A 21222-nucleotide genomic window follows, 5' to 3' on the forward strand; every position below is an offset into this window, starting at 1 on the left:
GATCTTTATTATGCCAACTAAACGTCTAATGTTAACTATCATCTTAACTGCCGGCCTAGTACTTACTGGCTGTGGCAATCAAGCAAAATCAAATCAGCAAACACATTCAAACTCAGAAAATTCATCCAGTCAGCAAGTTAAAAAACCGGAAAAGGCTGCCTCTGATCAAGCCAATATGAAACCATATCACGTATCAAACTCAGAAAAGAACAACCAACATTATCAAAAATCTGGCCTGCTCACTCTTCCCGGTCAGTTTGCCTATGACAAAGTCGGTACCAAATTAACCTTATCTCAAAATAAACACCTGGATCAACGTTCAACCAGCCAGGGACTTAGCTATCAGATCAACAATGCCAAGCGGTTTACTAACCAAGCTAAAACCAAACAAGCGCTACAAATGGCTCAGCAAGCATTCAACATCGGCAATGTGCCTAATCCTTATCAAACTTTGCAAATTAAGTTTACGGTGACCAATGATACCGACCATGCAGTTAAAATTGATGGCATTCAAAAGGTCAGTCTAAATGGCTCGCGCACCATTTCCGCTAATGGCATCAGTGATCCAAGTGCCGGACAAACCATTAATTCAAACCATAAACGGACTTTTTTCGCAATGATTCTGGTTGGCCCAACCAACTTTAAAATCACTCAGTTTAGTGTTCATTTTTCAGGTAGCTTTAACGATTCTGGTCAGCTGATATCAAAAGCACCAGCTGCCATGAGTGTCAAACTATAGCCATCTATCTTAACAACTAAAACACCGTATGCTCACGTGAAAACGTCTGCACACGGTGTTTTGTTATTATTTTTGAGATGAATCTGGCTCGGTTAATTGCTGAACCAGCAATCGGGTGTAATTGCGGTTCCCCGCCGGATTGGGATGCACGTTATCCGTGTAGAACCAATCTTTGTGACCTTTACTCAACCCATGCCAATCCACGAGCTTAACGTTAGGATAGCGCTTAGCAGCATTAGCGATGGTTGTATTAACTGACGTTTCCCAATTACGTGTAGGAACGTGAGTATTTACCCAAAAGATACGTCGATTAGGACCAATCATATGAATGACTTTATCAATTTGACCATCAGTCATCGGACTGTTAGTGCCTAAATTAACGACCACGGTATTAGCCAAGGCTCCCTGAGTCTTAAGTGATTCAATTTGCTTTGGTGCCTGCCAAATTTGACGACCCACACCCGCTGAAACATAGGTGTTAGGAATCACCTGTCGAACATCTTTAGAAACGTCCACCATGACGGAATCACCAATTGCAGTCACTGAAAGATCCTTAGCTTGCACATATTGACGCTTAGTCAGACCATAGGTTTTAACCAATTCTTGCTGATGAGCTGACAACTTAACTTTCTTCCACGCTTCTTCACGCTTCTTTTCAGCTGCCGCCTTCTTTGCAGCTTCTCGCTGTTTTTTCAAAGCGGCTTTATTAGAAGAAGCCGCCTGTTTTTGATTATGCTTGATATTAGTCTGAAGTGCAGAATTATTGGCCTCAGAATGCGTTGGACTTGTTGCAGCACCGAACAGTGCGATACCCATAATCAAGATGGCTGGGATAACCGCATAACGGTGCCAGCCAAAGTCCTTGGGGCTCCTGAAAAACTGTTTGACTAGTTCTGGCAATTGACCGTAGTCATAGTGACGTAATGGTCGTTCTAAATAGCGATAGGATAAATCACTAACAATCAGGATCAATATTGTTTCCATCAAAGCATTGAATACCGGATAAGCTGCAATATTGGTCACTTTAGCTTCATAAAAAATCATGATTGGAAATTGATATAAATAAATCCCATAACTTCGTGCCCCAACCCAGTCAAAGATTCGGTTAGTAAATAACTGATTCATAAAACTAGCCGGATGAGCCACAGTGGCCACCAAGATAGTTGACAAAAGCGTAAAGAAAAACATCCCGCCATGATACGTTAAACTTGATTGCCCTGACATCGTAAAAAACATGATCAGAAGGATTGCTAGACTGACTAGCCCCGCACCGTTTAGCAACCGCTTGGCGCGATTATCCAACTCACTCTTTAACTTCGTTGCAGGCCAAACGAAGGCCAACGCAACACCGAGCAGAATCGCAAACATCCGGGTATCAGTCCCATAATAGACCCGGTTCGTCATGGCCGTACCCGTATACAGATACCCCATCCAGATGGCTGACAAAACTGATAGTCCTAAAACGGAATAAAAAATTGGCTTTCGCTCTTTAAACACAAAGAGTAATAGCACTAGAATTAGGGGCCAAAAAGCATAAAACTGTCCTTCAATCGAAAGGGACCAAAGGTGGGTAAACGGTGACTCTCCGTTAAAACGGTCAAAGTACGACTGCCCGTGGCCAATTTCCCACCAATTATACACGTAAAGCAAATTAGTACTGATAATGGCCTTCAGGCTAACGAACAGCGAACGCTGAAACAGAGTAATATACGCTGCGGTTGTTAAAACCATTGTTACCAATGCTGGATAAAGTCGTTTCATTCGTCGGACATAAAAACTGATTACATCGATTTGTCCGTTTTGTTCATATTCTTGCAGTAATAAATCAGTAATCAAATAACCGGAAACTACAAAAAATATTGGAACCCCTAGATAGCCCCCCTGCAAGCTATAAGGTAATAGGTGATACACAATAACACCAATCACCGCAATAGTCCGGATCCCGTCGAACCCAGAAATATAGCGACTATGTTTAAGCCGCTTACTCCCTGCGTGTTGCATCGATTCTCCCTCGTTTCATCTCTTAGAATTACTTCAAAATGTTATTCTACAAATTCAAAGGTAAAGTCATCGATTTGGACTAAATCACCATTACGAGCACCCTTTTCTCGCAATGCATCATCGACTCCCATGCCTCGCAGTTGACGCGCAAAACGCAACATGCTCTCTTCATGATCCATATTGGTCATCTGGAATAACCGCTCTAACTTGGCACCGGTAAGTACCCACGTACCATCCTCGTCACGATTAATCTCGAAGTCATCAGATTCAACTGACTGCTCATCTGTTATCAACATCTTCTCAAGGTCATCAACACCCTTTACTGGGAACGCAGGTGTTTGATCTAAGATCTCAACGGTCTTTTGAATGAGTGGCGTCAACCCATCATGAGTCACACTAGAAATTGCCATGACGATTGGCGGTGTTGCAAGCGTTGTGTCCTCTGCCAACTTTGTCTTCAAAGTTGCCAGATTTTCAGCTGAATCAGGTAAATCCATCTTAGTAGCCACAACAATTTGTGGACGTTTTAACAAATCCGGATCATACTTTTGCAGTTCGGCATTGATCTTCAAAAAGTCATCGTAGGGATCACGATCTTCGAACCCACTCACATCAATAAGATGCAGGAGAACTCTGGTACGTTCGATATGCTTCAAGAACTCAATTCCAAGACCAACACCGTCAGCAGCACCTTCAATTAAACCGGGTAAATCGGCTACTGCAAAATCACGGCCATCACTCAACTTGACCATCCCTAAATTAGGCGTAATGGTCGTAAAGTGATACTCACCGATTTTCGGTGTCGCACTGGTGATTGCTGATAGTAAAGTCGATTTTCCAACAGACGGGAACCCGATTAAACCAACGTCGGCTAATAATTTTAATTCCAAGCGAACCCGGCGCTCTTCTCCAGGAGCACCGTTTTCAGCTAATTCCGGTGCAGGATTTTTAGGCGTCGCAAAGTGAACGTTACCACGGCCACCACGACCACCTTGGGCAATGACAACCTGGTCGTCCGCGCTAACTAAGTCAGCAATCACCATGTTGGTTTCATCATCAATCACGGTTGTTCCCTGGGGCACTAGGATTACACGATCTTCAGCGCCACGGCCTGTCATGCCCTTAATGCCACCATTTTGGCCATGATCGGCTTTAAACTTTTGGTTATAACGAAAGTCCATTAACGTACGAAGCCCTGTATTCACTTTAAATACAACGCTACCGCCACGGCCACCATCACCACCGGCTGGTCCACCGTTTGGCTCGTATTTTTCCCGCCGAAAAGCAACCATTCCGTTGCCACCATTTCCGGCCTTAACATTTATTGTTACGTGATCTACAAACATATTATTTCTCCATTATTCCAATTCATTCGGACTTACCTAACCTTGCTATTATCTAATGAATAACCTTAAATTACCACCGTTTTTTAGAACTTTTTTAAGTTTGCGCTTAACTCGTCTCTGCCGTCTTAGCTAAGGTCAAATGAATCGTATCAGCAACTGCCTTTGAAATACCAAGTTCATGCAACTCTTCCGGCGTTGCAGCCGCGATTTTCTTCATGGAACCAAACTTCCGTAACAGTTTGTTTCTAGTTTTTGGCCCCACTCCTTGAATGTCATCCAACCGAGAACTAAGGGAGTTTTTAGCATGAACCTTGCGATGAAACGTAATTGCAAACCGGTGAACCTCATCTTGAATCCGCTGTAACAAGTAGAAACCTTGCGATTTTGGATCAAGGTGCAATGGCGTATCGTTAACTTCCGACAGCAAGTCTGCAGTCTTATGCTTGTCATTTTTAACCATGGCAGCCACTGGTATGGTTAACCCCAATTCGTTTTCTAACACGTCCTTGGCAGCTTCCAACTGAATGGCACCACCATCCATTAAAACCAAGTCAGGCATGGTCTCATGCTCTTTAAGTAGCCGAGTATACCGTCGCCGAATAACTTCTCTGGTACTGGCAGCCTCATCCGCATGATCCACCGTCTTGAGTTTGTATTTTCGATATAGACTCTTGTTAGGCTGTCCATCAACAAAAACTACCATGGCAGAAACCAAATCCGCGCCTTGAATATGCGAATGGTCAAAGGCTTCGATCTTGTGCCCTGGCGCAATTCTCAACGCATCAGTGATTTCTTTCATTGCACCCGTCGTCTTTTGTTCATCTAGCTCTAGTAACCGGAACTTTTCTTCCAGCACTAACCGCGCATTTTTTCCAGCCATCTCAAGCAATGCCCGCTTTTCACCACGTTGCGGCGTTCTTACCGGCATCGGTAGCATCTCTTCTAGAATATCCTTCGGCAAACTTTCTGGCACCAGAATTTCCTTTGGGAAAACACTATTTTTACGGTGATAAAATTGAATAATAAAACTGGTCATTTCTTCAATCTCATCGTTCACAATTGGGAATAAGCGCTTCTCACGCTTGATCAATCGCGCTTGACGAATGAAGAAGACCTGCACAGATAACCAGCCCTTATCCAGGTAAAAGTTAAAAATATCACGGGGCGTTTGATCGTTAGAAATGATTTTTTGCTTTTCGACAGTCACTTCGATGTAGTGCATCTGATCGCGAATTTCAGCAGCTCGTTCAAACTCTAAATGATCTGACGCTTTTTTCATTTGCGCGTTTAAATGCCGTTTCACAGTTGCAACGTTTCCATTCAAGAACGATTTAATGCGTTCAATCTGCTTATCATACTGTTCTTTAGGCACTTCTTTAAAACATGCGCCCAAGCATTGACCCATGTGGTAATACAAGCAAGGTCGATTCTGATAACCATTGCAGCGCCGCAACGGATAAACTTTTTGCAAGAAATGCAAGGTTTCTTCAGCCGCATAAACGTTGGGATACGGACCGAAATAATAGGCACCATCCTTGCGAATGGAACTGACAATCAGCATGGTAGGATCCCGCTCATTGGTAATTTTAATGTAGGGATACCCAGTTCCCTGCTTTAACTTAATATTATAGTGTGGCTGATGCTTTTGAATCATCGTGATTTCAAGCAAGAAAGCTTCCTTGTCAGTTGATGTCACAATGGTTTCAAAATCAGCAATTTCTGACACTAAGCGGGCCGTCTTCCCTTCATGACTGCTCTTAAAGTAGGAACGCACCCGGTTTTTTAAGTTTTTGGCTTTGCCGACGTAAATGATGTGCCCGTTAATATTTTTCATCATATAAATACCAGGCATGTCAGGCAAAAGTGCTAATTTATGTTCCAGATATTCGGTGGCCAAAAAAACGACCTCCTTCCGCTTCATTCTCTGGGAGGCAACAATCATAAGTTCCCCCAGTTTCGACGTTTCATTATAACCCCGAATACGTGTTTGGGGCAAGCTACCTGCTTACATCGGTACTTTGACGTTTAGATACGCCACAATAAAACGGAGTCGTGGCATAAGTCTATATTGATAAAAGGTTCATCCGGCTTCTTGACTGAAAGACAACTTAAAATTTACTTTTGTTCAATACTCTAATCTAGTCTAAATAGTTCTACAACTCAGATTCGGCCATTTAACGCAAAATAATGCCTATTCCGCAAAAAACACGGAATAGGCATTATTCACATTAAATTTTAAAATCTACCGAGTTGTGTCGCACTCTTGTTGATTAAGCAATCGTCTTAATTAACTGTTGATAATCTTACTAATGAAATCCTTTGTACGCGGATTTTGTGGATGCTCGAACATTTCGTTTGGTTGATTCTTTTCCAGAATGTACCCGTCAGCCATGAACCAAACTTCGTTAGCAACTTCTCTAGCAAAGCCCATTTCATGGGTAACAACGACCATCGTCATTCCTTCTTCGGCTAGTTCCTTCATAACGGACAGCACTTCACCGACCATTTCAGGATCCAACGCACTAGTGGGTTCGTCAAACAGCAGCATCTCCGGATCCATAGCTAAGGCTCTAGCAATAGCCACACGTTGCGCTTGACCACCGGATAGACTACTTGGATAAACGTTAGCTTTTTCTGCCAAACCAACCCGCTTAAGCAAGCTCATCGCCTTTTCTTCGGCATCCTTGTCAGACATCTTTTTAACTCGAATTGGTGCTAACTTCAAGTTATCAAGCACCGTTAAATTGGGGAACAAGTTGAAGCTTTGGAAAACCATGCCCATCCGTTCACGTAGCGTGGTTAACTCTTCTTCTGAAAACTTCTGAGTATCTTTTCCTTCAAATAATACTTGTCCAGCAGTCGGAGTTTCCAACATGTTTAAGCAACGTAAGAACGTACTTTTACCGGAACCTGAAGGGCCGATGACACAAATAACTTGACCTGGCATAACCGTTCCATCAATTTCTTTTAGAACTTCGGTATCACCATAGTTTTTTTGAAGCTTTTTAACTTCAACTAACGGTTTATCTTGCATGTTTCATTCTCCCCTCAAAGTAGTTTAGAATTCTTGTCAAAATGAACGTCATCACGAAGTAAATGCACATTGCGATGAACACGGGCATAACGCCACGATAAGTATCGGCACGCACGATGTTTAACTGGTAAATCAAATCAGTAACACCGATGATGGAAACAATGGAACTTTCCTTAACCAGTGAGACAAATTCGTTACCAAGTGCTGGCCAAATGTTCTTCAAGGCTTGCGGCAAGATGATGAAACGCATCGTATCACCCTTGGCTAACCCAAGACTAGCAGAAGCTTCCGTTTGTCCTTTATCAACCGAGTTAATACCACCACGAATAATTTCCTCAACGTAAGCACCACTATTTAACGAAACGGCAATGATACCTGATAATAACGCCGGCAAGTTAACGATGATCCCAACACCGAAGTAAACAAACATGACTTGAACCATCAATGGCGTTCCACGAACGAACTCAACGTATGCCACTGAAATTGCCTTAAGCACTTTGCTCTTACTAAACCGCATCAAGGCTAAAATCGTTCCGAGTAAAACCCCAAAGATAACTGAAATAGCTGAGATCAATAACGTGTATTCAATCCCTTTAGCAAAGTAATTCCAATAGTGAATCATTGAAGTATTATTCGTATTAACCTTCATGTACTTCCCTGCATCAGCCAAGTATTTGGTAGTCAAGTTTTTCGCTTTAATCTTATCAATACTCTTATTGACGGCTGCAGCTAAAGTACCAGAACCCTTTTTAAAGGCCATCGCAGAACCAGTTTCGTTCTTATTCAGCTTATAACCGGATTTAATCATTGCTAAATCGTGGTCATTCTTAACATAGGCTTCAGCTGAAGGTGTTTCAATACCAAGCGCATCGATCTTGTGGGTCTTTAAGGCCAGCACCAAGTCAGTGTTCTTGTCCATTCCTTTAACCGTTGCGCCAGGAATCTTGGTTTTAGCTAAGTTATATTGCAACGTCCCTGTCTGAGCACCGATCTTCTTATGAGCTAATGCGGCTTTATTCTTATACTTGCCCACATCAGTCTTGTTGATCAAGAAGCTTTGACCACCATTGTAATAAATTTCTGAAAAATCAACACTTTGACGCCGTTTAGCGGTTGGGTTGATCCCACTCATGGCCACGTCGGCTTTACCAGTTTCGACGGCAACCAAAACGGAATCGTATGACATGGACTTGATTTCTAGTTTCACGCCCAGATCCTTAGCAACCTGTTTCATAATATCGACATCCATACCAACAACTCTGGACTTACCATTCTTGCTGACTTGGAATTCGTAAGGTGGGTAGTCTGGCGAAGTCGCCATAACGATTTTGCCCCGATCCTTAATCTTCTGAAGCGAATCATCCGCAGCATATGCGGTATGGTGCGTTGGCTGAACTGTAAATAAAAATAATAATGACAAACACAACGTCATGATGGTGAGTAATACGTTTCTCCCCTTGACTTTCATTCGCGGTAACTCCCTCTCTTGATTTAAGTAACTTTAACACTACACCAAAATAAGTCTTTATGCAATAAAAATCGGTAAAAAGTCTAATTTATACACGAAAAAGCAATATTATGTTTAATATACACTTTTATATACATTATTCACATGGAAAATGGATACTAACGTAACTGGAAAGCTGGTGTCCCTCTCGGTTAAAAACCCATCCCCCAACGTCTACCCACTTGCCTTTTCAGCTTACTTGCTTTCTCACCACTAGCCATGATAAACTAGGCCCAATGAAGGAGTTGACCACACCATGGGATTAAAAGTGAAACGTCAGAATAATCTCGATGCAATGTTCGGTAAGTTTGCTGAGGTTGATTTGAAAGATGAAAAGCGTGACAAGTTCTTAAAACACGATGAACAAAAAGATGATACCAAAAAGGCAAAAGCTTTAATCAAGGAACATCGCAGCTACCACAAATAAAAAAACGACACCCAGGCGGGTGCCGTTTTTTTATTGTTCAAGTTCTTTTTTAGCCTGTTCAATTTGCTTACGAACCTGATCAAAGCCTGTACCACCTTCAGAATGCCGACGTTCAACAGCAACTTCTGACTTCAAATCATTGTAGACGTCCTCTTCAATTTTAGGTGATGCCTGTTGGAGATCCTCCAATGACATATCCTGTAAGTTTTGATGGGTCTGGATACCCTTCAAAACCAACTGCCCCACAATGCCATGGGCTTCTCTAAATGGCACACCCTTCGTTGCCAAATAATCGGCTAATTCAGTGGCGTTTGAGAAATCATTTTCCGTAGCGGCTTTCATATTATCCGCCTTAACGGTCACCGTTGAGAGCATGCCATTGAAGACTCGCAATGCTGGCAACAAGGTTTTAACTGTGTCGAAGACCCCCTCTTTATCTTCTTGCAGATCCTTATTGTAGGCTAACGGTAATGATTTCATTGTCGCTAATAGTCCCATCAAATGACCATAAACTCGGCCACTCTTACCACGGATCAGCTCTGCCATATCCGGGTTCTTTTTCTGTGGCATGATTGAACTACCGGTTGTATAAGCATCCGATAATTCTAGATATTGGAATTCATGGCTGACCCACATACTTAATTCTTCGCAGAACCGGGATAAATGCATCATTAAAATCGAACTGTTACTGAGAAATTCCAACGCATAGTCACGGTCTGACACAGCATCTAAAGAATTAGCGTAAACTTTGCTGAATCCCAACGTTTTGGCTGTCATCTGCCGATCGATAGGAAAAGTAGTCCCTGCTAACGCCGCCGCACCTAGTGGTGAAATATCTGTATGCACTTCATTAAACGTAAACCGTTCCTTGTCACGTTTAAACATCTGGTAATAAGCCATTAAATAATGACCGTATGAAATCGGCTGAGCGTGCTGCAAGTGCGTATAACCTGGCATGATAGTTTCTACGTTTTCTTCAGCCAGATTAATCAACGTCTTTTGAATCGTTGTAATCTCATCAATCACTTTCGGTAATCGTTTCTTCAAGTACAGATGAAAGTCCGTTGCAACCTGATCATTACGAGATCTGGCGGTATGCAATTTACCAGCAACTGCCCCAATTCGGTCCGTTAAAATACTTTCAATATTCATATGAATATCTTCGTTCTCAACGGTAAAGGTCAATTTACCGGCTTCAAGGTCCGTTTGGATGCCTTCCAGCCCAGCAATGATCTGATCACAATCATCTGAAGGAACAATACCCGTTTTTTGAAGCATTTTAACATGTGCCAAAGAACCTTCAATATCTTCTTCAGCCATAAGTTGATCAAAGGAAATGGAAGCCCCAAAAGCATCGACCCATGCAGCCGCCTGTTCTTGGAACCGGCCACCCCAGAGCTTTTTGGTCGCCATTACTTTGTCGCCTCCGTTTGCTGCTTCTTTTCTGCCTTCACTGCTACTTTGACCTTACTCTTAGTGTTTTGAGTAACCGCATTGACGAATGCTGATTGCTGATTCTTCATCTTCACTTGTGAGTAAACCGTTGTTGGTAAGCCCCATAGCTTGATGAAGCCCTTGGCTGCTTCTTGATCGAAGGAATCAGAAGCAGTATAAGTTGCCAAATTCTTGTCATACAATGAGCTGTCTGACTTCCGGCCTAAGGTGATCACGTTGCCCTTGAACAATTCCACTTTGATCACGCCGCTAACAACTTCTTGACTCTTCTTCAAGAAGGCAAGCAAAGCGTCCATTAATGGTGAGAACCAGAGCGCGTTATAAATCATTTCGCTTAATTGTTTTTCAATCACTGGCTTAAAGTGTGCTAAATCCCGTTCAAAAGTTAAATCTTCCAATTGCTTGTGAGCCTTCATCAAAACCGTGGCAGCAGGTGCTTCGTAAACCTCACGAGATTTAATACCTACCAAACGGTTTTCAATGTGGTCGATCCGGCCAACACCATGTTCACCGGCAATTTTGTTGAGCTCTTGGATTAAATCAGCTAACTGCATTGCCTTGCCATTTAATTTAGTTGGTACCCCTTTTACAAAAGTAATTTCAATATCCGTTGGGGTATCTGGCGTCTTATTGATAGGATTAGTCAAAGCGTAAGCATCTTCAGGTGCACTAGCCCATGGATCTTCCAGTACACCGGCTTCGTTAGCACGGCCCCAGATATTAGCATCGATTGAGTATGGTGAGTCTAAATCAATTGGAATCGGAATGTTGTGCTCTTTGGCATAATCAATTTCTTCTTCACGTGACCAGTGCCAGTCCCGAACTGGACTTAATACTTCAAGTCCTGGATTCAATGCGTGGATGGCAACTTCAAACCGAACTTGATCGTTACCTTTACCGGTACAGCCATGAGCAACCGCCTGAGCGTTTTCCTCTTGGGCAACTTCGACTAACTTTTTACTGATCAATGGCCGTGATAGTGCTGAAATCAATGGGTATTCGCCTTCGTAGTACGTGTTCCCTTGCAAAGCAACCATTGCGTAATCTTCCGCGAATTCTTCAAGCGCGTCGATGACGTAAACTTTAACGGCGCCAACATTGAGTGCTTTTTGCTTGATAAAGTCTAAATCTTTACCTTCACCTACATTAATGCAGCAAGCAATCACATCGTAGCCCTTATCTTTTAACCAAGGAATTGCTACTGAAGTGTCCAAACCGCCAGAATATGCTAATACAACTTTCTTATTTTTCGTCATGTTAAACGCCCTCTCATTTTTTCATTTTAACTTAATGATACGAGATTAACACCTGTATTCAGTTAATGCAAGTGTTTTTTATTATTTATACACAAAAAAGGCCAATATTACATTTAATATACATATTTTTTGAAATAAAATGGTTTCTAGTTTGTGTGTAAGCGCTTCCGAAAAATAATAGTATCAAAAAGTTCGACCATCAGTCATCACTCAACTGACAGTCGAACTTTTCTTCATTCATTAAGAAAAATAGTTATTATTGATTATTGTGTGAAGCTGGGTATCGCTTATTTAACCGTTCAATATTACCGCTGGCAACCTCTTCAAAGGGAATATCTGCCCACTCTGCTACCTGGGAGAGATACCAAAGCACATCACCCATTTCCTTGACCAACTGCTTCTTGTCCAGAGATTCACCCTGGAAAGTATACTGTTTAACTAAATCGACAACTTGACCTGTCTCACTGGAAAGGCCCAATGCACAATTCGTTAAAACTTGTTCACTGCCAAAAAGAGTTCGGTTAGCAGCTTTTTGATAGTCATTAAATTCCATTATGATTTTCCCCCAAACGCATGCTGTTCGATCCATTGCCAGACTTCATCTTTACCAGCCTTAGTTTGCGCAGAAAATGGCAGTAAGTCATCTTCAGCACGAATCTGTAATGTCTTTTTAACTAAACTCAACTGTTTATTCCACTTTGCGCCCGGAATCTTATCCATTTTGGTTGCGACCACTAGTGTTGGAATTTCATAGTAACTGAGCCAATTATACATCGTCTGGTCATCGTTGGTAGGAGCATGTCGACCATCTACCAATGAAACTACGCCACGTAATGTATCTCGCGAAGTAAGGTAGGTTTCAATCATTTCGCCCCATTTTTCACGTTCTGAACGCGATACTTTAGCATACCCGTAACCTGGCACGTCGACAAAATACAGTGCTTCCTCAACGTGATAGAAATTTAACGTCTGAGTTTTCCCAGGCTGGCTTGACGTTCTAGCATAACCATTTCGATTGATTAAAACGTTCGTCAAAGATGATTTACCAACGTTTGAGCGACCAACTAACGCAATTTCTGGTTGTCCTGTTTTGGGATACTGTTTCGGATCAACCGCACTCATCACCAGTTCAACATTGTGTACTTCCATTATTTTCCTCCGTCCAACTCTTGGCTAAATAAAAACCGCATGCCCCATAACACGGAACATACGGCTTAAATGTCAGCTGACATTAGGTTCGGGTCACTGGCTAAGAAGCCTTTTGACCCTTCAAAATTAGCTCAGGTTCCTGATGATCTTTAACAGTATCACCCGTGACAATCACCTTGGCAACATCGTCTCGACTTGGCAATTCAAACATAATATCTCGCATCACGTCTTCAATAATCGAGCGAAGACCACGTGCCCCGGTATTACGTTTCAATGCCAACCGGGCCATTTCTCGCAAAGCCTGGTCTTCAAAATCGAGTTCAACGCCATCCAGTGAAATCAGTCGTTGATACTGTTTCACCAGTGCGTTTTTAGGCTCAGTTAGAATTCGAACTAAATCGTCCTCAGAGAGCTTCTCTAAAGCAGTCAGAATTGGTAAACGTCCAATAAATTCTGGAATTAAACCAAACTCCAGCATATCTTCAGGAACAACCCGCTGCATTAAACTTTCTGATTCATCGATAGGTTGATGGTTTGAATCTGCGCCGAAACCAATTGTCTTATCACCAAGACGGTTTTTAACAATCGTTTCGATGCCATCAAAAGCACCACCCACAATAAATAGAATATTAGTTGTGTCGATCTGAATGAATTCCTGTTGGGGATGCTTACGGCCACCCTGAGGCGGAACGTTAGCAATGGTACCCTCAAGAATCTTCAACAGTGCTTGTTGAACACCTTCACCAGAAACATCTCGTGTAATCGAGACATTTTCAGCTTTCTTGGCAATTTTATCAATTTCATCAATGTAGATAATCCCTTTTTCAGCACGTTCAACGTCGTAATCGGCATTTTGCAGTAACTTCAAAAGAATATTTTCCACATCTTCACCGACATAACCCGCTTCAGTTAGCGTGGTTGCATCAGCAATTGCAAACGGTACATTCAAGATTTTAGCCAAGGTTTGCGCCAGGTAGGTCTTACCTGACCCAGTAGGGCCAATCATGGTGATGTTACTCTTTTGCAATTCAGGGCCATCGTTTTGGTTAGTCGCCATTTCATTAACACGCTTATAGTGATTATAAACAGCAACTGAAAGCGTCTTTTTAGCTTCAGATTGACCAATAACGTACTGATTTAAAGAATCTACAATTTGTTGTGGTGTTGGCACATCAAAAACGGTTTGTGAGCTTTCCTCACTAAATTCTTCATCAATGATTTCTTTACATAAATCGATACATTCATTGCAGATATACACGCCGGGACCAGCAACAATCTTTTTAACCTGATCCTGCGACTTACCACAGAAAGAGCAATTTACGGGGCCAGTTGTATCAGTATTTTCAAACAATTAAGAGTCACCCCTCTTTAAATTCTACGATTATCTTATTCTTTAACGCAACTGCTACTATACCATACAAATATAGGAGTGGGAAAGGAAAAGCTCAAACGAAAACGATGAACCTGCGTGGTATATCACCTTTCATCCTCAAAATTTAATTCATTAACTTTTCCTAAATTTTATCTCCATATACGCAAACAAAGGCCCTAACAAGAATCAAATATTCTCGTCTTAGGGCCTTTGTGAGCAGTACTAACGTTAAAAACTATTTTTCGTTTTCTTCGTCTTTTTTAGATTTATCTTGCTTAGCTGAGTCAGTGATCAGATCAACAGCCTTCTTGATGGCAATATCATGCTTCAACATGTCATCTGAAAGTGCTGAACGAACTGCGCTTTCTTCCATACCATATTGGCCAGCTAAATCTTTAACTTCTGCATTTAAATCATCTTCAGAAGGTTCGATCTTTTCTGCTTCAACAATGGCTTCTAGAACTAAGTTGGTCTTAACGCGACGTTCTGCATCTGCAGCAAATTGCTTGTGCAAGTCATCTTCGCTAGTACCAGTCAGCTTGAAGTAAGTCTGAGGATCGATACCTTGTTGTTGCATGTTAGCCAAGTATTGGTCCATCTGACGGTGAATGTCATCTTCCTTCATTGCTTCAGGAATTTCTTTGACTTCAGCGTTGTCAACAGCTTCACTGATTGCTTCATCTTCGATAGCATCGTGAGCAGCTGTGACTTTCTTTTCCTTCAATTCGTCTTTGATCTTAGCCTTTAATTCGTCTAAGCTGTCAACTTCTTCGTCAACATCCTTAGCAAATTCATCGTCAAGTTCAGGTAATTCCTTTTGCTTAACTTCGTGAATAGTGGTCTTGAATGTGGCTTCTTTGCCTTGTAAGTTTTCAGCTTGGTAGTCATCTGGGAAGGTAACCTTAACATCAACATCTTCACCAGCCTTGTGACCAACTAATTGATCTTCAAAGCCTGGGATGAATGAGTTAGAACCCAATTCTAGTGAATAGTTATCAGCTTTTCCACCATCAAACTGCTTGTCGTCAACATAACCATCAAAGTCGATCACAACAGTATCGCCTTTAGCAGCTGGTTCGTCTTCTTTCAAAACTAATTCAGCTTGTGATTGACGACGACTCTCTAATTCAGCATCAATGTCTTTTTGGTAGACACGAGTGTTTTGTTTTGTAACGCTTAAGTCTTTGTATTCACCCAGCTTAACATCAGGCTTAACTGTGACAACAGCCTTCAAAACCCATGGTTGGTTCTTTTCCATAGATTCAACGTTAACTTCTGGTTGATCAACTGGTTCGATACCTGCTTCTTTGATTGCTGCCTCATATGCATCAGGCAAAACAATGTTCAAAGCATCTTGATAAAGAGCTTCTTCACCATACATCTTGTTGAAGATTTGGCGTGGAACCTTTCCCTTACGGAAGCCAGGAACAGCTAAATTCTTCTTGGTTTTTGCGAAAGCTTGGTCTAAGCCCTTTTTGATTTGGTCGGCATCAATTTCAAAGGTTAATTCGCCTTTGTTGCCGTCCTTTTTTTCCCATTTTGCAGACATTATATTCCCTCCGAATTAAATATATCTTCGAATACGATCATATTCAAATTGCGTACAAACTTTAGTTTAACGTAAGGAAGCTGAAAAGTAAACATTAGAGTGCATTGCAACGCATGGAAGACACGTTTTTTCATCAATTAATTTAATTTTGAAACCAATATGAGATTTATTAAACCTTAATTCATTCAAATAAAAAAGTCCGAAAAGTTAACCTTCTCGGACTTTTTATGTTCATTTAGGTAGGTATTAGTCCATGATATCTGAAACAACACCGGCACCAACAGTGTGGCCACCTTCACGAACAGTAAACTTAGTACCCTTTTCAATGGCAGCTGGGGCAATTAAGTCAACTTCGAAAGTGACGTTATCGCCAGGCATAACCATTTCTACGCCATCAGGCAATTCGATAACACCAGTGATATCAGTGGTGTGGAAGTAGAATTGTGGACGGTAGTTTGAGAAGAATGGCGTATGACGGCCACCTTCTTCTTTAGAAAGGATATAAACTTCACCCTTGAACTTACTGTGGGTTTGGATCGAACCTGGCTTTGCAAGAACTTGGCCACGAACAACTTGTTCACGGTTAATACCACGAAGCAAGACACCAACGTTATCGCCGGCTTCACCAAATTCCAAAGTCTTACGGAACATTTCCAAACCAGTAACAGTACTCTTAAGAACTTCTTCCTTAAGACCAACGATTTCAACTTCATCGCCGACCTTGATAGTACCACGATCGATACGACCAGAAGCAACAGTACCACGACCAGTGATGGTGAAGACGTCTTCAACAGGCATCAAGAAAGGCTTGTCGTTATCACGAACTGGAGTTGGGATGTATTCATCAACAACGTCCATCAAGTGTTCGATAACCTTTTGTTGTTCTTCGTCACCTTGGAGTGCTTTAAGAGCAGAACCGCGGATAACTGGAATATCGTCACCAGGGTAATCGTATTCTGAAAGTAATTCACGGACTTCCATTTCAACTAAGTCGATCAATTCATCATCGTCAACTAAGTCGGTCTTGTTTAAGAAGACCACGATGTATTCAACACCCACTTGGCGAGCCAAAAGGATATGTTCACGAGTTTGTGGCATTGGACCATCGGTTGCGGCAACAACTAAGATAGCACCATCCATTTGAGCGGCACCAGTGATCATGTTCTTGATGTAATCAGCATGTCCTGGGGCGTCAATATGAGCATAGTGACGTTTCTCAGTTTCGTATTCAACGTGGGCAGTGTTGATCGTGATACCACGTTCACGTTCTTCAGGTGCCTTGTCGATATCAGCGTAATCTTCTTCCTTAGCTAACCCTTTTTGAGCTAAAACCTTGGTGATCGCTGCGGTCAAGGTAGTCTTCCCATGATCAATATGGCCAATAGTACCAATGTTTACATGGGGCTTAGTTCGTTCGTATGTTTCTTTTGCCATTAATGAAACCTCCTGTATTTTTCACAAAGATTATGCCAACAAGCAAATTGTTGGCAACCCTTTGCTGTAAATTATACTACTTCTTCTCGAAAAGGTAAATCGAGAATCCCTCAAGAAGAATCCTTAAATATTATATAGATTAGGTTATCGTTTGTAAACAATAAACGCTAAATTCAATAGAACTTTTTTATGCACCTGTCATCTCTGACATAATTTGTGACAGTTTTCGCTGCCACCATTCAATGCTATATGTCGCTGGTAACGTTGCTGACTGCACTTGATCTCCCTTAATTAAGCGAGTTACCCAAGCTCTAGGATCCGGGATTGCCCGATCAATAAAGGGATATAGAAGCGTGACTTGTAAACCCAGCTCGTTTTGATACAGCTGCTGAGTCACAGGATCGTGGTCATCAATCATTTCCCGCAACACGTTCTCTAGTATACCAACTTTTTCAAACTCCGCCAGTGATTTTAGCTGATTCCCAACAATTTCATAATTTTTATGATCTAGCCAACGGAATTCAAAATGCTCTGGCAGCTTAAGCTTCTGTACCATTTCCAATAAGCTGACTCGAATAATTGGCTTAACAAATGGATCAACCAACAATACTTTTGTCGCGCTCACCCATTCATCCAACGGCAGCTCTTTCCCTTTTTCGAAGGCGCGCTGCTGTTGGTTAAACGTTAACGCGCTCAGTTGATAGAAGGTTTGATAATCCTTTTTAAAATCTGGTTTCTGACGTGCACTGACTTCCGCCTGCTGAATAAATTGTGCAACCTGTGTAGGTAAACGTGGTATAGCTGCCGTTAAGACATGTGCCATTAACAGTTGTCGATTGCTTAGCAATACCTGCACCATCAAGATCACGTGCTGTTCATCCATCAAATAACTGTTTAAGTTATCCATCATTATCGTGTAAGCCATTTGATACTGACGATCTTCAAATAGGCTCTTCACCAGTAAATGATTGATTTTCTCACTCGGCGCAGACTGATACTCGTTTTCATAGAGTTGAGCCGCTCGCGCCCACTTTTGAGCTTTAAACGCTTCATTCGCCAATTGTAAGTTTCGATCCACGTTTTTCACCTTCATTGAATTAATTCACTAAACGAAAATCTCGTACGTTTATAGACAAACATACGAGATTTAAACTCATTATTTTTCGGCTTGATGATTCTTTTGCGTTGCCTGTTTCTTGTGCTTGCTCTTCGGTTTATGACGTCGAGGGTCAACTTCCATGATTACCGGTAAGATGACCGGGTGACGCCGAGTTTGGTCAAACAGATAGTGGTTCAGCTTTTCACGGACATCCTGCTTCAGATGTGTCCAGTCAAACTCCTTGTTATCCAAGTTAGTCTGAACTGCTTTTTTAATAATCTCTGCACTCTCATGCATCAGATCCTTGTTCGCCTTTACGTATACAAAGCCACGGGAAGTAATCTTGGGTTCACCAATGATTTGCTTCTTTTTGTGATCGATAGTAATTACTGCAACAAAGATGCCATCTTCAGAAAGCACTTTGCGGTCTCGTAAAACAATGTTGCCAATATCACCAACACCAATACCATCGATCATGGTGTTGCCAACTTCAACACTGCCGCTCAATACCATGTCTTTACCATCATAAACTAGCTGATCACCCTTAGCAGTCATGAAGATTTGGTCCGAATTCATACCAACTTCTTCAGCGGCTCTTTGATGCGCTGACATTAATCGATATTCGCCCTGAATTGGAACTAAATACTTAGGGTGCAAAATGTTAATCAGCAGTTGAAGATCATGCTTGCTAGCGTGTCCCGATGAATTCAGATCATCAGAGATAGCCTTAACTTCGCCCCCAGCACGATAGATCATATCACGTGTTTTGGCCACGTTAGTTTCCATGGCATGTGATGGTGTCGTGGTAATGAAGACCAGGTCGCCTTCTTCAATACTAAGTCCTTTTTCCTGCTTATTAGCCATCCGCTGCAGTGCTTTAATTGGTTCACCCATTTTTCCGGTTTGAATAATGACAATCTGATCAGCGGGCAGTTTTTCAAGCTGCTCTTCAGAAACCAGTAAATCATCTTCTGGCAAAACCAGCTTGTTTAATCGCATTGCAGTATCAACAATTTTTTCAATATCTCGGCCAGTCAAATAAACTTTACGACCCGTTTTGGCAGCAGCATCAAAAACCTGTTGAAGCCGTAAAATGTTTGAACCGACACTCGCAACGATAATTCGGCCTTTAGTATAGTTAAACGTTTCAACCACGTTTTCAGCAATATCAAGTTCACTAGCGGTTTCGCTAGGATTCTCAGCATTAGCTGAATCACTTAATAGAGCAAGCACCCCATTAGTACCAATTTGGGTCAGCCGTGCATAATCAGTCTGGTAACCCGACGCAGCCGTCTGATCAAACTTAAAATCACCCGTGTAAACAACACTACCAGCACTCGTATTTAGCACGATTCCCATAGATTCAGGAATTGAGTGTGTCGTCTTGAAGAACGAGACAGTAACATCGCCAAAATCGATTTCAGTCTGCGCATCCACCACGTGGAAATCATCAAAATCTTTCACGTTAGGATCCGATTGACAGTTTAACTTTGCAAGTTCAATGGTCATTTCAGAGCCAAAAACCGGCACTTTAAATTCCTTTAGAAAATAAGGCAGTGCGCCAATGGCATCAGCATGCCCATGAGTCAAAAACACCCCAACAATTCGATCTTGATTTTCACGCAGATAGCCGAAATCAGGAATCACAATATCAATTCCAAGTAACTCGTTTTCCGGATATTTCAAACCACAGTCTAAAACGTAAATGCTATCATTAACATCTACAATATACATGTTCTTACCATTTTCGCGAACACCGCCTAATGGCATAATCTTTACTTTTGCTTTATCCATAATTCACCTCAAAATATGTTGTTCTGGCTCCACTAAATCGTCAATTACAAAACCCAATTAACGATCATGAACGCTTATTTTTCCTAAATTCTAAAAATTTAGGCACGACTACAAACTGTTTACAGTTTATCACACTTAATTCAACTATGTAACAATCCAAGCTAGTACGAGAAAAAAAGTCTTTGTACAATAAAAAAAGCCCTCCAAAAAGGAGAGCTCCAAATAATCAAAATTAACGACGTAGACCCAATGATTGAATCAGATCACGGTAACGTTGAATATCAGTCTTACGTAGGTAAGCTAATAAGTTACGACGGTGACCAATCTTCTTCATCAAACCACGTTGTGAATGGAAGTCCTTCTTGTGAACTTTCATATGGTTGTTCAGTTCGTTAATGTCTGCTGTTAAAACAGCGATTTGAACTTCTGCTGAACCAGTGTCGCCATCGTGACGAGCATACTGCTTCATAATTTCGGTTTTCTTTTCTTGTGTAATAGCCATGAAAAAATTTCCCACCTTTAATTTATTTGTCCACCCGTTACTGAGTTGCCGTGAGTGAGATCGCAGTCAACTAAGTAAGGGCAATTTAAGAACCTTTGCTATTATATCCGTTATCGCACAGAATAACAAGGCTTTGTCTTAAACACCTTATCAAGTACTTTTACTTTACAATTAATGGTGAACTGTTGCAATCGTTGATTTTATTCTGTATAATGACATTCGTTGAATATTACAGAGCCATCTGGCTTATGAGTGTGGAGGTGAATTCATTGCCAATTATCAAATCTGCGATCGAACGTGCAAAAACGAACGTTAAAGCTAACGAACGTAATTCTGCACAGCTTAGCAGTATGCGAACAGCCGTTAAGAAGTTTGAAAAAGCTGTTACGAACCACGACGATAACGCAGCTGATTTATACAAAGCTGCTTCTAGCGCCGTTGACCGTGCTGCTTCAAAGGGTTTAATCAAAACCAACAAAGCTTCCCGCGACAAGTCACGTATGGCTGCTCGTTTAGCTAAAGCAAACGCCTAAATTAAACCAAATATTAAAGGATCAG

At 41.6% G+C, this 21222-nt stretch carries 18 protein-coding genes; 3 read left to right on the forward strand and 15 right to left on the reverse strand.

Annotated features, from left to right (window positions below; genetic code table 11):
• Nucleotides 1-10: 10 nt before the first annotated feature.
• Nucleotides 11-739 (forward strand): hypothetical protein, encoded by a 729-nt coding sequence (locus AC6H04_RS00250; protein WP_497569781.1) that lies wholly within the window; start codon nt 11-13, stop codon nt 737-739.
• A 66-nt stretch (nt 740-805) separates the two neighbouring features.
• Here the strand turns inward: AC6H04_RS00250 and AC6H04_RS00255 are convergent, their stop codons facing one another.
• The 5 genes from AC6H04_RS00255 to AC6H04_RS00275 all read right to left on the reverse strand — a co-directional run bounded on the left by AC6H04_RS00255 (nt 806) and on the right by AC6H04_RS00275 (nt 8552).
• Nucleotides 806-2740 (reverse strand): acyltransferase family protein, encoded by a 1935-nt coding sequence (locus AC6H04_RS00255; RefSeq protein ID WP_497569782.1) that lies wholly within the window; start codon nt 2738-2740, stop codon nt 806-808.
• A gap of 41 nt (nt 2741-2781) precedes the next feature.
• Nucleotides 2782-4086 carry a GTPase ObgE gene (obgE, locus tag AC6H04_RS00260; RefSeq protein ID WP_497569783.1) on the reverse strand — a complete coding sequence of 435 codons (1305 nt, stop codon included), beginning with the start codon at nt 4084-4086 and terminating at the stop codon, nt 2782-2784.
• Nucleotides 4087-4192: 106 nt separating this feature from the next.
• Nucleotides 4193-5983 (reverse strand): excinuclease ABC subunit UvrC, encoded by a 1791-nt coding sequence (uvrC, locus tag AC6H04_RS00265; RefSeq protein WP_497569784.1) that lies wholly within the window; start codon nt 5981-5983, stop codon nt 4193-4195.
• Between the two features lie 390 nt (nt 5984-6373).
• Nucleotides 6374-7120, reverse strand: coding sequence for an amino acid ABC transporter ATP-binding protein (locus AC6H04_RS00270; RefSeq protein ID WP_497569785.1), 747 nt, complete (start codon nt 7118-7120; stop codon nt 6374-6376).
• Nucleotides 7110-8552, reverse strand: coding sequence for an ABC transporter substrate-binding protein/permease (locus AC6H04_RS00275; RefSeq protein ID WP_497569812.1), 1443 nt, complete (start codon nt 8550-8552; stop codon nt 7110-7112). The genes AC6H04_RS00270 and AC6H04_RS00275 overlap by 11 nt, the downstream gene beginning before the upstream one ends.
• A gap of 331 nt (nt 8553-8883) precedes the next feature.
• Between AC6H04_RS00275 and AC6H04_RS00280 the strand changes: the two genes are divergently transcribed.
• The gene (locus tag AC6H04_RS00280; RefSeq protein WP_180245695.1) at nt 8884-9054 is read left to right on the forward strand and encodes an SPJ_0845 family protein; all 171 of its coding nucleotides are present in this window, start codon (nt 8884-8886) and stop codon (nt 9052-9054) included.
• Nucleotides 9055-9084: 30 nt separating this feature from the next.
• Here the strand turns inward: AC6H04_RS00280 and argH are convergent, their stop codons facing one another.
• From argH to rpsO, 10 genes are all read right to left on the reverse strand, one after another.
• A complete protein-coding gene (gene argH, locus AC6H04_RS00285) occupies nt 9085-10467 on the reverse strand; it encodes an argininosuccinate lyase (RefSeq protein ID WP_497569786.1) in 1383 nt (460 codons plus the stop codon).
• Complete coding sequence (locus AC6H04_RS00290; protein WP_497569787.1) at nt 10467-11765, reverse strand: argininosuccinate synthase; 1299 nt, start codon at nt 11763-11765, stop codon at nt 10467-10469. The genes argH and AC6H04_RS00290 overlap by 1 nt, the downstream gene beginning before the upstream one ends.
• Before the next feature lie 256 nt (nt 11766-12021).
• A complete protein-coding gene (locus AC6H04_RS00295) occupies nt 12022-12318 on the reverse strand; it encodes a nucleoside triphosphate pyrophosphohydrolase family protein (RefSeq protein WP_098825050.1) in 297 nt (98 codons plus the stop codon).
• Nucleotides 12318-12914, reverse strand: coding sequence for a ribosome biogenesis GTP-binding protein YihA/YsxC (gene yihA, locus AC6H04_RS00300; protein WP_497569788.1), 597 nt, complete (start codon nt 12912-12914; stop codon nt 12318-12320). The genes AC6H04_RS00295 and yihA overlap by 1 nt, the downstream gene beginning before the upstream one ends.
• 100 nt (nt 12915-13014) lie before the next feature.
• On the reverse strand, nt 13015-14265 hold the full coding sequence (gene clpX / locus AC6H04_RS00305) for an ATP-dependent Clp protease ATP-binding subunit ClpX (RefSeq protein WP_497569789.1): 1251 nt from the start codon (nt 14263-14265) through the stop codon (nt 13015-13017).
• A gap of 256 nt (nt 14266-14521) precedes the next feature.
• On the reverse strand, nt 14522-15835 hold the full coding sequence (tig, locus tag AC6H04_RS00310) for a trigger factor (RefSeq protein ID WP_497569790.1): 1314 nt from the start codon (nt 15833-15835) through the stop codon (nt 14522-14524).
• Nucleotides 15836-16081: 246 nt separating this feature from the next.
• The gene (tuf, locus tag AC6H04_RS00315) at nt 16082-17269 is read right to left on the reverse strand and encodes an elongation factor Tu (protein ID WP_098825058.1); all 1188 of its coding nucleotides are present in this window, start codon (nt 17267-17269) and stop codon (nt 16082-16084) included.
• Between the two features lie 187 nt (nt 17270-17456).
• The gene (locus tag AC6H04_RS00320) at nt 17457-18347 is read right to left on the reverse strand and encodes a hypothetical protein (protein WP_497569791.1); all 891 of its coding nucleotides are present in this window, start codon (nt 18345-18347) and stop codon (nt 17457-17459) included.
• Between the two features lie 78 nt (nt 18348-18425).
• Nucleotides 18426-20162, reverse strand: coding sequence for a ribonuclease J (locus tag AC6H04_RS00325; RefSeq protein ID WP_497569792.1), 1737 nt, complete (start codon nt 20160-20162; stop codon nt 18426-18428).
• A 232-nt stretch (nt 20163-20394) separates the two neighbouring features.
• Nucleotides 20395-20664, reverse strand: coding sequence for a 30S ribosomal protein S15 (gene rpsO, locus AC6H04_RS00330; protein ID WP_098825064.1), 270 nt, complete (start codon nt 20662-20664; stop codon nt 20395-20397).
• Between the two features lie 269 nt (nt 20665-20933).
• On the opposite strand from rpsO, the gene rpsT reads away from it, so the two are divergent.
• Nucleotides 20934-21197 (forward strand): 30S ribosomal protein S20, encoded by a 264-nt coding sequence (gene rpsT / locus AC6H04_RS00335; RefSeq protein WP_168924266.1) that lies wholly within the window; start codon nt 20934-20936, stop codon nt 21195-21197.
• Nucleotides 21198-21222 lie beyond the last annotated feature (25 nt).

The sequence above is a fragment of the Secundilactobacillus sp. MJ173 genome, from assembly GCF_059704265.1.